This window comes from Flavobacterium branchiicola (assembly GCF_018383905.1).
GTDB classification, from domain to species: domain Bacteria; phylum Bacteroidota; class Bacteroidia; order Flavobacteriales; family Flavobacteriaceae; genus Flavobacterium; species Flavobacterium branchiicola.
Map to the genome: position 1 here is coordinate 1 of NZ_JAGYWA010000010.1, position 14356 is coordinate 14356.

Genomic DNA, 14356 nt, shown 5'->3' on the forward strand with positions numbered 1-14356 from the left:
AAATTACAAAACATAAAAGGCTTCGACTTCGCTCAGCCGCACATCTTACTCTTATATATTATATATGCATTCAAAAACAAACCCGACAGGTTTTGAAAACCTGTCGGGTTGGAAATGTGTTTTTACTGTTATATATAGAAAAGACTAATCAAAACGAATAGCTTTCACTGGTGAGATTTTCGTTATGATATAAGATGGAATTAAAAGGACCAAAAAGCAAATTGTAATAGTCAATAAGTTCAACAAAACTACATATCCCCAATTTAGATATACCGGCGCCTGATTTACATAATAGTTTTCGGGATTTAACTGCACTATTCCAAATTGTTGCTGAATTAATAAAATAGAAATGCCTATTAAATTCCCCCAGAACAATCCTCGCATAATAAGATAAAACGCATTGTACAAAAATATTTTTCGAACTGTCCAGTTATTAGCTCCTAATGATTTCAGAATTCCAATCATTTGTGTACGCTCCAAAATCAAAACCAATAATGCCACTACCATGTTAATAGTTGCAACTAAAATCATAACTGCAAGTATTACTATAATATTAAAATCAAAAAGCTGTAACCAGTCAAAAATGTAACTATACTTTTCTATAATAGTTTTTGTGTCCAGGCTTGATGACGTTTGTTCGTAAATTTGATTACCTGTTGATTTTATAGTATTAAAATCTTTAACAAAAACTTCGAAAGCACCAATTTGATCCGGAGACCATTTATTAATTCTTTGAATATGCCTAATATCTCCAATTATAAATGTGGCATCAAAATCCTGAAATCCAGAATTAAAAATACCAGCAATTTTAAAACGTCGGATATTTGGCATTTTTCCTTGTTCTTCTTTTATGAAAAATGTATTAAAATTATCCCCAACTTTCAAATTAAGACGGTCGGCAAGAAATCTTGAAATAATAACATCTTCATTTAATGCCTTTGAAAAATCAGGCAAGTTTCCTTCAACAAGATATTCTTTTATATTGCTCCAATTATAATCTGCTCCAACTCCTTTAAAAATAATTCCTTCAAAAGCATTTTCAGTTCTTATAATTCCAGCTTTACTTGCAATAGCCTGGATATGGCTAACTTCTGGAACTGATTTGAAATTGGGATAAAAATCTTGTTTTTTAGATATAGGAACTAAGGTTACTTCGGAATTATTATTGTCAAAATTTGAAATTATGATCTGACCATTGAAAGCCGAGACTTTTTCACGGATTTTCTTTTGAAGTCCAATTCCTGTCGCTACTGAAACCAACATCATAATAATACCGATCGCAATTGCTGAAATAGCAATTTTTATTATAGGTGCCGAAATACTACTTTTATAATCTTTAGAAGTAATAAGTCTTTTGGCTATAAAATATTCTAAATTCAATTTTTTTGATGTTATGTTGATATTTCTATGATTCTATTTCTCTCGGTCAAAAATACATTTAAAAAAATCAAAATTAATTCTTCCCTTAGAAACATTACAAAATATTCCAGGTCTACTTATAATGGAAGTTTCTTTTTCATTTCTTCGACAATATTGTATGCCGCCGGACATATTGCGACATTTTTTAAAGTAAGATCTGCTATTTGATGAAACTTTTTACGATCTGTATGTGGAAACTCTCTACAAGCCTTTGGGCGAACGTCATAAATCATGCAATAATTTTCGCTATCCAAAAAAGTACAAGGAACACTTTTTAAAACATAATCTTTATCTTCATCAATTCGAAGATATTGATCAATAAATTGCTGTGGCTTTTGCCTGAAGGACTTTGAGATTCTCTCAATATCAGCCAAAGTAAATAATGGTCCGGTAGTTTTACAACAATTGGCACATTGCAGGCAATCTGTTTTTTTAAATTCGGCATCATGCAAATCCTGCATAATGTAATCTAAATTTTTAGGCTGTTTCTTTTTAAGCTTATCAAAATACTTTTTGTTTTCGATATGCTTATCTTTGGCTAACTTATTTAAGCTATTTAAAATTTGTTTCAAGTTTAACATTTAAAGTTGACATGCAAAATTAAACAACTTTAGACTTGAAACCTCAAACTTTGAACTAAAATACAATGAAAGATCTTTTTGGGAAAGCGATGTTCGATTTCCAAACCAATAATGCACCGGAAAATATCATTACTGAAACTTCAATATCTGAAGAAGATGAAATGAGTGTAGAATACTTATTTCGCTCTTATAATGAAATGCCTAAACTGGAACAAAAAGCATTGCAATTAACTTCTGGAAAAACTCTGGATGTAGGATGCGGAGCAGGAAGCCATACTCTTTCTCTGCAAAATGACCGCGATATAGAAGTCATTTCAATTGATATCTCAGAAAAAGCAATAGAAACTTGTAAATTACGCGGTGTAAAAAACGCTAAAATTCAGAACATATTAGATTTTGAAGGTGAAAAATTTGACACCATTCTATTATTAATGAATGGCACGGGAATATTTGGCAAATTAGAAAACTGCAATACTTATTTATCGAAACTAAAATCACTCTTAAATCCTGGTGGTCAAATTTTAATAGATAGCTCCGATATTATTTATATGTTTGACGAAGATGAAGATGGCGGAAAATGGATTCCATCAACCAATGATTATTATGGAGAACTAACTTTTACTATTTCTTATAAAGGAGAAAAAGAAGATACTTTTGACTGGCTTTATTTAGATTATAACACTCTTCAAAATGCCGCAATCTCAAATGGTTTAAAATGCGAACTAATTTTGGAAGGAGATCATTATGATTATTTAGCAAAACTTTCAATTTAACATTAAAATATACATGCAATGAAAGAATTTGATTTAGAAAAACTAAAGTATCCAATAGGAAAATTTGAAGCACCTGAAGAATTTACTTCTCAATATATTTCAAATAAAATTGAAGAAATAGCAACTTTTCCTAAAAGACTAAAAAATGAAACCTTTCATTTGAGCAATAAACAACTAGACACGCCATATCGTCCTGACGGATGGACTGTTCGACAAGTAATTCACCATTGTGCTGAAAGTCATATGAATTGTTTTATCAGAATTAAATGGGCTTTGACAGAAAACAATCCCGTTATTAAAGCGTACGACGAAACTCTTTGGTCTGAACTGTATGATAATTTACATATGCCAATTGAACCAACATTCTCCTTATTAGACGGACTTCATTTTAGAATAAGTTATATTCTTAAAAGTTTATCCAAAGCTGATCTAGAAAAATCTTTCATTCATCCTGAAAATAATTCAGAAATAAATATAAAACGAATGATTGGAATGTACGCCTGGCATGGAAATCACCACCTCGCACACATCATAAATCTAAAAAAATATAAAAATTGGCAATAAACGATTTATTGCAAAACAAAAAATCTCTTCTAATGAAGAGATTTTTTGTTTTTATGGAATATTTAAATATTTATGTGTCTGAAGTGAAACACGCCACTTTGGATTATTCATTACATAATCCACAATCAACGGTGTCATTTCTTCTTTTTTACTCCATTCCGGCTGCAGAAACAAAATAGCTTTATCATTTACAAGCTCAGCCTGCTCTTCTGCAAAAATAAAATCGTGTTTATTATGAATAATTACTTTTAATTCGTGTGCATTATCATACACTGTTTGCGTTGGTAATTTATTTTTTTTAGGCGAAAGACAAATCCAATCCCAAGTTCCACTTAATGGATATGCTCCGGAAGTTTCTATGTGAACTTTTAAATTTGCATCTTTCAATTTTTGAGTTAACAAAGTCATATCCCATGACAATGGTTCCCCTCCAGTAACTACAACTGTATCGGCATAAGTTGAAGCATTTTTTACAATTAAATCAATACTTGTTGGCGGATGCAACTCTGCATTCCAACTTTCTTTAACATCACACCAGTGACAGCCAACATCACATCCTCCAATTCTAATAAAGTAGGCCGCAGTTCCTGTATGAAAGCCTTCTCCCTGAATAGTATAAAATTCTTCCATCAAAGGCAACATAGCTCCTTTATTAACTTCTAATTGTATTTCTTTTGATAACATTACTTCATTTTAAAGTGCAAAGATAATCATTTAAATATGGAATAAAAAAAACCGATAGCTTTGAACTATCGGTCTTTATATTTAATAATAGAAATTTATTATTTTAAAGCTTTTACAGATTGAGTTGCATAAGCATTAGTTGGATCTAAAACTAAAGATTTGTTGAAATATTCAACTGCTTTAGCTTTATCTGTATTAGCATAAGCAGCACCAATACTATTATAAGCTTCAACTACTTTTTTAACTGTTGCAGGTTTTGCCAATTCTTCTGCACCTTTAGCAGTAGTTTTTGCAATATACTCTTCGTAGTTTTTAATAATTAAATCATCTTTCTCTAACAAGTTGTTTATTCTTCCTTTGTATAAGTAAGCCTCATCGTAAGTTGGAGAAGCAACAAGAACTCTGTCAAAAGCCGCATCTGCTTTAGTTAAACCAGCAGCATCAATAGCCTCTTTTGCTTTATTTGCATTTGCATAATATAAAGAGATTCCATAATACACATTATCGTTCAAATAATTTTTTGATTCAGAATTAGTTGCACTTAACTCATAAATTGCAGCTGCTTGGTTATATTGTTTTTTAGTAAACAATTCTTTTCCGAAATCACCAAGATCTTCAACTGCTAAAGGTTCCATTGCAATAGCTTTTTTGATATCTGTTAATCCAGCTTCAAAAGCTGCAGGCTCAACAGCACCATCTGCACCAGTTCCTTTTTTAATTTTAGCAAATCCTAAATATAAATAATCCTTTGCAATTACTTTGTTACTTGGAACTTTAACGTAATCCTCTAATGATTTTAAAGCCACATCAATGTTTCCGTTTTCGTAAGCAGAATATCCTAAATATCTGTAAATTCTAGGATTCACTTTATCCTCTGCAATCATTTTATTAGCAACAGATTCTAAGTTCTTGTAATCTTTAACTAAGATCAAGAAATCTGCATGACGCATTTTTGAATCTAAAGAGTAATCTGTTAAACTTAAGTATTTCTCGTAGTTAGTAATTGCATTTTGCATGTTTACTTTAGAAGTAGAAGGTTTGTTTCTACCCCATTTGTAATATGTTTCAGCTAATTCTCTGTAAACAGGACCATAATTTGGATTGATTGCAATTACTTCGTTGAATGCTTTAATAGCTTCATCATAAGATTTAGCTCCTTTCAATAAAACTCCTAATTGCATTTTAGCTCTTAAAAGTGTTGGATCTGCAGTAAATGCATCACGGTAAGCTTTGTAGGCTTCATTTTGGTTGTTTGCTCCATAATAAGCATCTCCAATTGTCAAAAGAGCCGTTGCATTTTGTGGCTCGATTAATAAAGCACGTTTTAAACTTGTAACTGCACTTGTATAATCAGGATTAACTGAGTTCATATATGCTTTTCCGATGTAAATATATTCATCTACATCTTTACGCTTCATGTCTTTAGTTGCTAAACCAAAGTTTGCCTGAGCAGCAGCAGCATTTTTATTATCTAAATCTATCTGACCTAATCCAATATAATTCAAGTTTTTCTTATCTGACGCTTCAATACCATTCAAATAATAAATTTTAGCAGAATCTACCACGCTTTGATTTAGATAGATATTCCCTAATACAAAATTAGCTTCTCCATCAGAAGGTTTCGCTTTGATGATTGATTTAAGCAAAGATTTTGCTTTTTGAAATTGTTCAGCATCAATAGCCTTTCTAGCTTCTTTGATATCTTGCGCTTTTACTACACCAGTTGTAGCAACTAAGGCAAGACTAAAAATTTTAAATTTATTCATCTTAATTGTAATTAATTTATTCTTTATCGTTTATAATTTGACTTCTAATTTGAAGTTTTCTACCTGGTGTTTTTACCGGCATCAAACTAGATTTTAATATTATTCTTTGACCAATATCCCCTGCAACAAATGAAGAAAACCCCATTCCTAATCCCGAATAACCCTGGCAATTTATAATAAACAAATGACGTGCCAAAGGATACTTTTCTTCTGCAATGTCATTTTGGCTCGGGTAATAATATTGATTATCCTTTAAACCTTTTACTCCTAAAATAGTGATTTTTTTTGTAAAATCAATCATGTTTGGCGATGGTTGTGATAACCAGTTAACCCCAACTACACCAATCATTCCATCGTTTTCAGAAACAAACTTAATTACCTCGTCATTAGTTTTAAAAGAAAAAACTCCAGTAGCAGGAATATCTTTCACTTTTGCCAATTCTTTCATGTAACGAACTGTACTTGAATTTGGATTATCAAAAACAAGCCCTTTTATTCCGGTGTCTTTCTTTCCTTGCATAAAATCAAGTACAGATTTCAACGCAATTAATGTATCATTATTGCTTTTGTTCGAAATTAAAGCGATCGCATCGATAGCAAACGGCGTAACCCTAGGTTTAATTTTACTTTTTTCAAATCTCGACAGTTCTTCTGTAGTAAGATTACGGGCAGTAACAGCGACTTTAGCCTTTTGATTCAGCAAATCATTTATAACCTCTACTTCAGATTTTGGTTTCACTGTAATCTTAGCATCATAGTAGGTTCCTTCGAAAACAGCCACCTGATCATCAATAATTGGCTTTACTGTTTCATCAACCGTTATATCAATTGATCCCTTTAAAATTGTTTCTTTATCATTCTTGCTTTTTTGGTTACACATGGCAAACAAAAAGACAAGAAGAACTATTCCAACAATTTTACTATACTTTAACATAACTTACTCTGTATTTGAATTAATTAATCTGAGAAAACGTATTCCTGAATAAACAATCAATAGTCCTCCAAAAGCGTATCTGTATTTAGGTTCCATGTTTAAAGGTAATTTTTCCCAAAACATAATCATTAAACCCAGCACAAGATATATTAAAAAAAAGAGTATTCCTAAAACAAGAAGAAATCGCTCTTTGAGCGATTTCTTCAGAATATTATTAAGCATATCTTTTAACATTAGTCTGCAGATTGAATAGTAATAGGAAGAGAGTATAATACCCTAACTTTTTTACCATTTTGCTCACCAGGAGTCCATTTTGGACATTTTTTAAGAACACGAATTGCTTCTGCTCCTGTACCGTAACCGATATCCCTTAGAACTTTAATGTCGGTTAATGAACCGTCTTTCTCAACTACAAACGTAACATAAACTTTACCTTTTAGACCTTCTTCTTCCGGAGTTTTGTAATTGTTTCCTACGAATTTGTAGAATTTCTCAATTCCTCCAGGGAAATCTGGTTTTACTTCGATACCAGCTGTGTTATACACTTGGTTATCTTCTTCAACTACTGCAGCAGTACCAGTACCAACCGGCTCATCAACAGTTAAAACTGCATCTGGATCTCCTTTGATAGTTTCAGAACCAACTTTTTTATCTTTAAGTTCCTCAATTTTCGGAGGATCTTCAGTCACCTCATTTGCTTTAGCAACAACCGGCTTAACAAACTTCACCTGATCCACTTTTGGTGGTGGCGGTGGTGGTGGCGGTTCATTTGGTTTTACCTCTTCTTTTTTCTTAGGAGGTAATTTTACTGTAGCGATCTTAATATCATTATTCACGTCGTCTTCACCAGAATCCGGTAAATAGCTTGCAATAAGAGGAGCTGCTACAGCAAAGCTAAAAATAATCGAACCTATGATAAGTGCTCTTACCGTCGTTTTATTATTCGATTTTCTTAACTCATATGCACCATATATCTTATTACGTCCTTCGAATACGATATCAAGCCACTGATTTTTTATAATATCTAATTTCATTTTTCTTGATTATTAGGATTTTCAAACAAGATAAACTTATTGTTTATCTATCAATTTTGTTTCCTCTGGCGTAAACTCAGGAACTATAGCATAAGTATCCACTCCCGTAATAGCCATTTCATCTAACATATCCACCAAATTACGGTAATTTGATTTTTTAGTAGGCTTAATAATAACTATTATTCCATTCTTAGGTTTTCCTAAAGCAGTAGAATAAGCTAACACTTCTTTCTTTTGCTTTAATAATTCTCTACGAATACCATCTTTACCATATGCGATATCTTTAGGCCCAACTTTTGGAGAAGCCAATAATCCCATATAATAAACCATCTTATTGTTTTCACCCATCATTACAGTCATAGTACGATTCTCATCTACTTTAACAGGAGGGGTCTTATCATCCGGATCTTTATCTGGCAATGATAAATCCATCGCTTTTGGTTTTGACAACGATGTGGTTAACATAAAGAACGTGATCAACAAGAATGCCAAATCCACCATTGCCGTTAAATCGACTTTTGAATTTTGCTTTTTACTTCTTACTTTGCCACCTTTTCCGCCACCACCGTCGCCGGTATTTAATTCAGCCATTTTAGTGTATCTTTTTTAATTAAAAGTCTTTTCCTCTCGTACCTGTAACTAAGTTAAAGGAATTGATTTTCTGATCTTGTAAAATATCCATAATCTTTTTGATTTGTGGATACTGCTCTTTAGCATCACCTTTGATTGCAATCTCCAATTCTTTATCCTCAAGATCAATTGTAGCTCTTCTTGAAACCAAAAGCCACTCTTTTAATTGATTATCCAAAGAATCGATTGGAATACCAGGCTGATTTGCTTTAGTTCTGTCAGCTGCTTTCATATCAATGATTTGCTTTAAACTTGCTACTGGAACACCGAAGTCATCCATTAACGCAAATTTAGTTTTATCATCTTCTGAAAAATTCACACCGAATTTTGCTCCCATACCTTCAAGAGTTCTTTTACGAATCTCTCTACCTTTGATATCGAAAAACACTTTGCTTTTCCCGTCTTCCCCTTTACCTATTGTAATAATAGCTAAATTAGAATCTGGTAATTTATGTTCTACAGTAGAGGCAGGCATATCTACAGGAAGCGCTTCAGGCACTTTAGCAGTAGCAGTCAAGATAAAGAACGTAAGCAAAAGGAACGCAACATCACACATGGCAGTCATATCTGTCGATGTCGACTTCTTTTTCATTTTAATTTTAGCCATTATCTTTTATTTTATTTTGATATAATTAATAGTAATTATTAATATCAAAAATTAATTATTGTTTTAAACTTCCTCTGAATTTTCTGTAAGTATTCACGATTGTAGTACCAGCCTCATCGATAGAGTAAGTTAAATCGTCAATCTTAGCAGTAAAGAAGTTATAAGAAATAATTGCAAAGATAGAAGTAGAGATACCTGTTGCAGTGTTGATAAGTGCCTCAGAAATACCTGTTGCAAGTGCAGCCTGGTCTGGAGTTCCAGAAGAAGCTAACGCACCAAACGCTTTAATCATACCTGATACTGTTCCTAATAATCCTCCTAATGTACCTAAAGATACTAAAGTAGAGATAATAGTCATGTTTTTTTCTAACATTGGCATTTCTAATGAAGTAGCCTCTTCGATTTCTTTGTGGATTACTTCTGAAGCCTCTTCACTATTGAAACCTTCTTTTTTAACGTCTTGATATTTAATCAAAGCAGATTTAATTGCATTTGCAACTGAACCTTGTTGTTTGTCACATGAAGCGATAGCACCTTCGATGTTTCCTTCTTTAATACTTCCTTGTACATTTTTCATAAATGCATCTAAGTTAGATTTTCCAGCAGCTTTACCAATAACGATAAATCTCTCGATAGAAAAAACAACAACCATTAAAAGCATACCTAATAATACTGGTACAATGAAACCTCCTTTGTAAACCATACCTAAAGTATTGATTGGGTGACCTGTTTCTGGATTTCCACCTTCGAAGTTAGCTGAATCCCCCATAACGAATTTCCAGATCAAAAAACCTACAAAAACACATGCCACAATAATGATTCCTGAGATCATTCCTCCCCCATTTGAAGTGCTTTCTTTTTTAACTTTAACGTTTGCCATTTTTTTTAATTTTAATAGTTTTAAATAATTTTTATTTTTTAGTTATATTTAACTTGTAGGGTAGCAAATTTATACGTTTAGTTTAAATAAAAAAACTTTTTTTAATTTTATTGAATGAAATTTAACGTCAAATTAAAAAATATCTCATTAATTTGGTAGCGTCTTTTTTATGATAAAACAAAAAAAAGGGCTAATAATAAAAAAATTACAACGTTTTAGTAAATATTCAAACAATCCTTTGAAATCTTCTTAAAAAGTTGCGAAATCATTTTTTATCTATTTTTTAATGAAAAAACGCTTTTTCCTACTAAAAAAAAGACAGACAAATTGTTAAATTACAAAACAAAACTCTTATAATCATCTAAATTACAAATAAAAACATGAATAAAAAAGATAATTTCATTCAGGATATAAATAACGGATATATTGCTAAAGGCGACAGTATCATTCTTGGTGGTGCAATTTTAGATGGTGAAGCAATTGCTGAGGCTCACGTAAAGATTCCGCTAAAAACCCTAAATCGTCACGGATTAATTGCCGGCGCTACGGGAACCGGAAAAACCAAAACTATTCAGGTGTTTTCTGAGCAATTATCAAATGCAGGAATCCCGGTTTTAATGATGGATATAAAAGGTGATTTTAGTGGTATTGCAAAAGAAGGGAAAGAAGAAGGTTTTATCACAGAACGTCATGCCAAAATAAACATACCTTATAATGTAGCTTCATTTCCGGTTGAGTTAATGTCGTTATCTAAACAAAACGGAGTTCGTTTGCGCGCTACCGTTTCTGAATTTGGTCCTGTGTTGTTTTCCAGAATATTAGATCTTAATGATACTCAGGCAGGAGTTGTGGCTGTTATCTTTAAATATTGTGACGATAACCAAATGCCTTTATTAGATTTAAAAGATATAAAAAAGGTTATCAATTATATTACTGAAGAAGGCAAAGACGAAATCGCAGCCAATTATGGTAAAATTTCAACCGCTACTACCGGAACTATTTTAAGAAAGATAATTGAACTGGAACAGCAGGGCGGCGATATCTTTTTTGGCGAATTATCATTTGAAACGGATGACTTAATGCGTATTGATGAAAACGGAAAAGGTTATGTCAATATCATCCGTCTAACAGATATTCAGGACAAGCCTAAATTGTTCTCCACCTTTATGTTAAGCCTTTTAGCTGAAATTTATCAAAAAATGCCAGAAAAAGGAGATGCAGAACAACCGGAACTGGTAATCTTTATTGACGAAGCGCATTTAATTTTCAACGAAGCCAGCAAAGCATTATTGGAACAAATTGAAACTATTGTAAAATTGATCCGTTCTAAAGGTGTTGGTGTTTATTTCGTAACACAAAATCCTATGGATGTTCCAAGTGGAGTTTTGGCTCAATTAGGATTAAAAATTCAGCATGCACTTAGAGCTTTTACTGCTAATGACCGTCAGGCTATTAAAAAGACTGCTGATAATTATCCAACATCTGAATATTATAAGACTGACGAATTATTGACAAGCTTAGGAATTGGAGAAGCATTGGTTACTGCTTTGAATGAAAAAGGAGTTCCAACGCCACTTGTTGCGACTATGATGCGCGCTCCACAAAGCCGAATGGATATTTTATCTTCTGCCGAAATCGAAGAAATAAACGGTAAATCAAAATTGGTTAAAAAATATGCAGAAGAAATCGATCGTGAAAGCGCTTTTGAAATTCTAAGCAAAAAAATAGCCGAAGCTAATGAAGCTGCTTCTCAACAAGAAGAGCAAACACCAACCAAATCTTCAAAAGCGGGACCAAGCACTACAGAGGTAGTTACAAAATCAGTTTTAAAAGTGGTTACAAGTGCTACCTTTATAAGAGGTGTATTTGGAGTTCTGACTAAAATCTTTAAAAAGTAACTTTAAATATTAAACCATATAAATGATATAAGTTCATTTAAACATTGCGCATAGGGTATTAAAAATCAGTTTAAGATAAAAAAACAAACCCGACAGGTTTTAGAGACTTGTCGGGTTTACTATTATGTACAAAGTTTTATATTTACTTATATCACTTATATGGCTTAAAACATTTAAGCTTGTTCCAGTAATGCCAGAATCCTGTTTTCAACTTCCGGCGTATTCCAGATATTTTCTATATTTTCCAGTTTTAAAACTTCCTCCATAATTCCGTTTTGGAAATCACCAATAGCCAAAGCTTCGGCATAAGGACGATCACTGAAAGTTACACGGCTGTAAAGCGGAATCCATTTATCGGGATGTTTATCTGAAAAGACTTTCTCTATCTTCTTTTGCAATAAGAATTTTTCATCTGCCGTTTTTGTACTCATTTCCATAAAATTTCGATATGAAAGTTCAGCAATGGCATCGGCATTTGGTTTACGTGAAATCTGATATTCAGAGAAGATTTTTTTCCAGTCATCTCCATACTTTTCAATCATTTCATTTAGAACCGTAATATCTTCAAAACCGGCATTCATTCCTTGTCCGTAAAATGGAACAATAGCGTGACAGGCGTCTCCAATTAAAGCAATTTTATCTTCAAAAGTCCATGGAAAACATTTCATTGTTACCAAAGTACTAGTTGGATTTTTAAAGAAATCATTTGCGAGTTCCGGAATCACTTCAATCGAATCGGGGAAGTTTTTCTCAAAGAAATCTTCCACCATTTTTCTATCCGTTAAAGATTCAAAAGAATTTTCTCCTTCAAAAGGCATAAATAAAGTACAAGTAAAACTTCCGTCGAGATTAGGAAGTGCAATTAACATATACTCCCCTCTTGGCCAAATATGAAAAGAATTTTTATCCAGTTTATGAGTTGCATCAGTATTTGCCGGAATATTTAATTCCTTATATCCCATATTCAAAAATTCCTGCGAATAATTAAACATACTTTGACGCTGCATTCTGTGACGGATTCTCGAAAAGGCACCATCGGCACCAAAAACCATATCGTATTTTCTTTCCTCCCACTCGCCTCTTTCGCTTTCCCCAATATGCAAAGTCGCATCGTTTAGCGTAACGTCCCAAATTTTCTGTTCAAAATGAAATTCGGCTCCGGCATTTTCAGCCAGATCAATCATTCTTCTGTTCAGCATTCCTCTTGAAATCGAATAAATAGATTCGCCTTCCTGACCGTAATTCTGAAAATTGAGTTTATCAACCAAATGAATTGCTCGTTTGTCCATCGGAATTGCAATTTCACGAACCGAATCACCAACACCAACTGCATCAAGTGCTTTCCAACCGCGATTGGACATTGCCAGGTTAATAGAACGTCCAGAGAAATTTATTTTTCTGATATCGGGGCTACGATCATAAACATGAACGGTATGACCGGCTTTTTTAAGATAAATTGCCAGCAGCGATCCTACAAGTCCAGAACCAACCACAGCAATTTTTAGAGAAGTTTGCATCGAGGAAAAAATCTAATATTGGGTCGTAAAAATAAGTAATAATTATACATGAGCTTTAAAATAAAACAATTATTTGCCCCTAAATCTAATATTTATCAAGGCATGACCCCGCATCCCGAAGCCTCGGGAGCGTGGTCGGGCTATCCGCTGTATCTTTTATGGTGAACCCCACCATAAAAGGATGTCACTTCTATCCCTCATGCAAGTCCCATTTTCATAACAAATTCGCGTTATTACAGATTTATTAGAAATATGAAAAAGACTACTTTCGTTTAAAGATAAAAGGCGAATAATAATTTATCGAGAAAAAAAATCTCGCAAAGTCGCAGAGCCGCAAAGTTTTTATATTTTTTCTTTAAAGTTTTACTTTTGACTTTGTGCTTTCGCGACTTTGCGAGAAAATCATTTACTGCATCAAAAAAGCTTAATTAACATCAACGCAAAAACAATGAATAGTGAACTTTTAAAATCCAGCATCATTTTAGAAAACGAAAAAGTTTTATTACTTCCTTTTGAAAATGAAAGAAACATCGAACTCAAAGAAATCATTTTTGATGATGAAATCTGGAAATATATGGGAATGTATGTTCGAAGCAATCAGGACTTCGAAAACTATATCAAAAATACATTAAAGCAAAAGGCAGATGGAATTTGTTACCCTTTTCTAATTATTGATAAAGCTACCAATAAAGTTGCAGGAAGCACCCGCTATGGATATTTAAACCATGCGAGTCAGAAATGCGAAATTGGCTGGACTTGGTACGGGAAAGCTTTTCAGGGAACTGGTTTAAACAAAGCTTGTAAATTTGCGTTATTGAATTTTGGCTTCGAAAATATTCAATTTAAAAGAATACAATTTAGTACTGATCTTGAAAATATAAGATCGCAAAAAGCCATTGAAAAATTGGGGGCAATTAAAGAAGGAGTTTTTAGAAATAATTATATCGATTCTGAAGGCAAAAGTAAAGATGATGTTTATTTCAGTATTATTTTGGAAGAATGGAAGAAAACCAAACAGGAGTATTTCTTAGAATTTATTTAAAATTAAGAACCCAGTCAGAGACTGGGT

The 14356-nt window shown here is 32.8% G+C and carries 15 protein-coding genes; 4 read left to right on the plus strand and 11 right to left on the minus strand.

The features are described 5' to 3' along the window. Positions 1-144: 144 nt before the first annotated feature. Both KHA98_RS20560 and KHA98_RS20565 read right to left on the minus strand, forming a co-directional pair. A complete protein-coding gene (locus KHA98_RS20560; RefSeq protein WP_213259871.1) occupies positions 145-1380 on the minus strand; it encodes an ABC transporter permease in 1236 nt (411 codons plus the stop codon). A gap of 116 nt (positions 1381-1496) precedes the next feature. Further along, positions 1497-1991: a YkgJ family cysteine cluster protein gene (locus KHA98_RS20565; protein ID WP_213259872.1), complete on the minus strand. Its 495-nt coding sequence runs from the start codon at positions 1989-1991 to the stop codon at positions 1497-1499. 74 nt (positions 1992-2065) lie between these two features. On the opposite strand from KHA98_RS20565, the gene KHA98_RS20570 reads away from it, so the two are divergent. Next, entirely contained in the window at positions 2066-2773 is a 708-nt protein-coding gene (locus KHA98_RS20570) for a class I SAM-dependent methyltransferase (RefSeq protein ID WP_213259873.1), read from the plus strand. A gap of 18 nt (positions 2774-2791) precedes the next feature. Further along, positions 2792-3337 carry a YfiT family bacillithiol transferase gene (locus KHA98_RS20575; protein ID WP_213259874.1) on the plus strand — a complete coding sequence of 182 codons (546 nt, stop codon included), beginning with the start codon at positions 2792-2794 and terminating at the stop codon, positions 3335-3337. Positions 3338-3388: 51 nt separating this feature from the next. Here the strand turns inward: KHA98_RS20575 and KHA98_RS20580 are convergent, their stop codons facing one another. The 8 genes from KHA98_RS20580 to KHA98_RS20610 form a co-directional block, all read right to left on the minus strand. Next, the gene (locus KHA98_RS20580; RefSeq protein ID WP_213259875.1) at positions 3389-4021 is read right to left on the minus strand and encodes a 7-carboxy-7-deazaguanine synthase QueE; all 633 of its coding nucleotides are present in this window, start codon (positions 4019-4021) and stop codon (positions 3389-3391) included. A gap of 98 nt (positions 4022-4119) precedes the next feature. Next, complete coding sequence (locus KHA98_RS20585) at positions 4120-5787, minus strand: tetratricopeptide repeat protein (RefSeq protein ID WP_213259876.1); 1668 nt, start codon at positions 5785-5787, stop codon at positions 4120-4122. Positions 5788-5803: 16 nt separating this feature from the next. After that, on the minus strand, positions 5804-6721 hold the full coding sequence (locus tag KHA98_RS20590) for a PstS family phosphate ABC transporter substrate-binding protein (RefSeq protein WP_213259877.1): 918 nt from the start codon (positions 6719-6721) through the stop codon (positions 5804-5806). Positions 6722-6724: 3 nt separating this feature from the next. Then, on the minus strand, positions 6725-6955 hold the full coding sequence (locus KHA98_RS22940) for a hypothetical protein (RefSeq protein ID WP_246522463.1): 231 nt from the start codon (positions 6953-6955) through the stop codon (positions 6725-6727). Further along, positions 6955-7755 carry an energy transducer TonB gene (locus tag KHA98_RS20595; protein WP_213259878.1) on the minus strand — a complete coding sequence of 267 codons (801 nt, stop codon included), beginning with the start codon at positions 7753-7755 and terminating at the stop codon, positions 6955-6957. The genes KHA98_RS22940 and KHA98_RS20595 overlap by 1 nt, the downstream gene beginning before the upstream one ends. Before the next feature lie 36 nt (positions 7756-7791). Beyond that, positions 7792-8346, minus strand: coding sequence for an ExbD/TolR family protein (locus KHA98_RS20600; protein WP_213259879.1), 555 nt, complete (start codon positions 8344-8346; stop codon positions 7792-7794). 19 nt (positions 8347-8365) lie between these two features. Further along, positions 8366-8992, minus strand: coding sequence for an ExbD/TolR family protein (locus KHA98_RS20605; RefSeq protein ID WP_213259880.1), 627 nt, complete (start codon positions 8990-8992; stop codon positions 8366-8368). 55 nt (positions 8993-9047) lie between these two features. After that, positions 9048-9872 (minus strand): MotA/TolQ/ExbB proton channel family protein, encoded by an 825-nt coding sequence (locus KHA98_RS20610; protein WP_213259881.1) that lies wholly within the window; start codon positions 9870-9872, stop codon positions 9048-9050. A 380-nt stretch (positions 9873-10252) separates the two neighbouring features. Here KHA98_RS20610 and KHA98_RS20615 point away from each other — a divergent pair, with 380 nt between their 5' ends. Next, the gene (locus tag KHA98_RS20615; RefSeq protein WP_213259882.1) at positions 10253-11770 is read left to right on the plus strand and encodes a helicase HerA-like domain-containing protein; all 1518 of its coding nucleotides are present in this window, start codon (positions 10253-10255) and stop codon (positions 11768-11770) included. Positions 11771-11943: 173 nt separating this feature from the next. Here KHA98_RS20615 and KHA98_RS20620 read toward each other — a convergent pair whose 3' ends face one another. Beyond that, positions 11944-13287, minus strand: coding sequence for an FAD-dependent oxidoreductase (locus KHA98_RS20620; RefSeq protein ID WP_213259883.1), 1344 nt, complete (start codon positions 13285-13287; stop codon positions 11944-11946). A 448-nt stretch (positions 13288-13735) separates the two neighbouring features. Here KHA98_RS20620 and KHA98_RS20625 point away from each other — a divergent pair, with 448 nt between their 5' ends. Then, the gene (locus tag KHA98_RS20625; protein WP_213259884.1) at positions 13736-14329 is read left to right on the plus strand and encodes a GNAT family N-acetyltransferase; all 594 of its coding nucleotides are present in this window, start codon (positions 13736-13738) and stop codon (positions 14327-14329) included. The last annotated feature ends 27 nt before the right edge of the window (positions 14330-14356 follow it).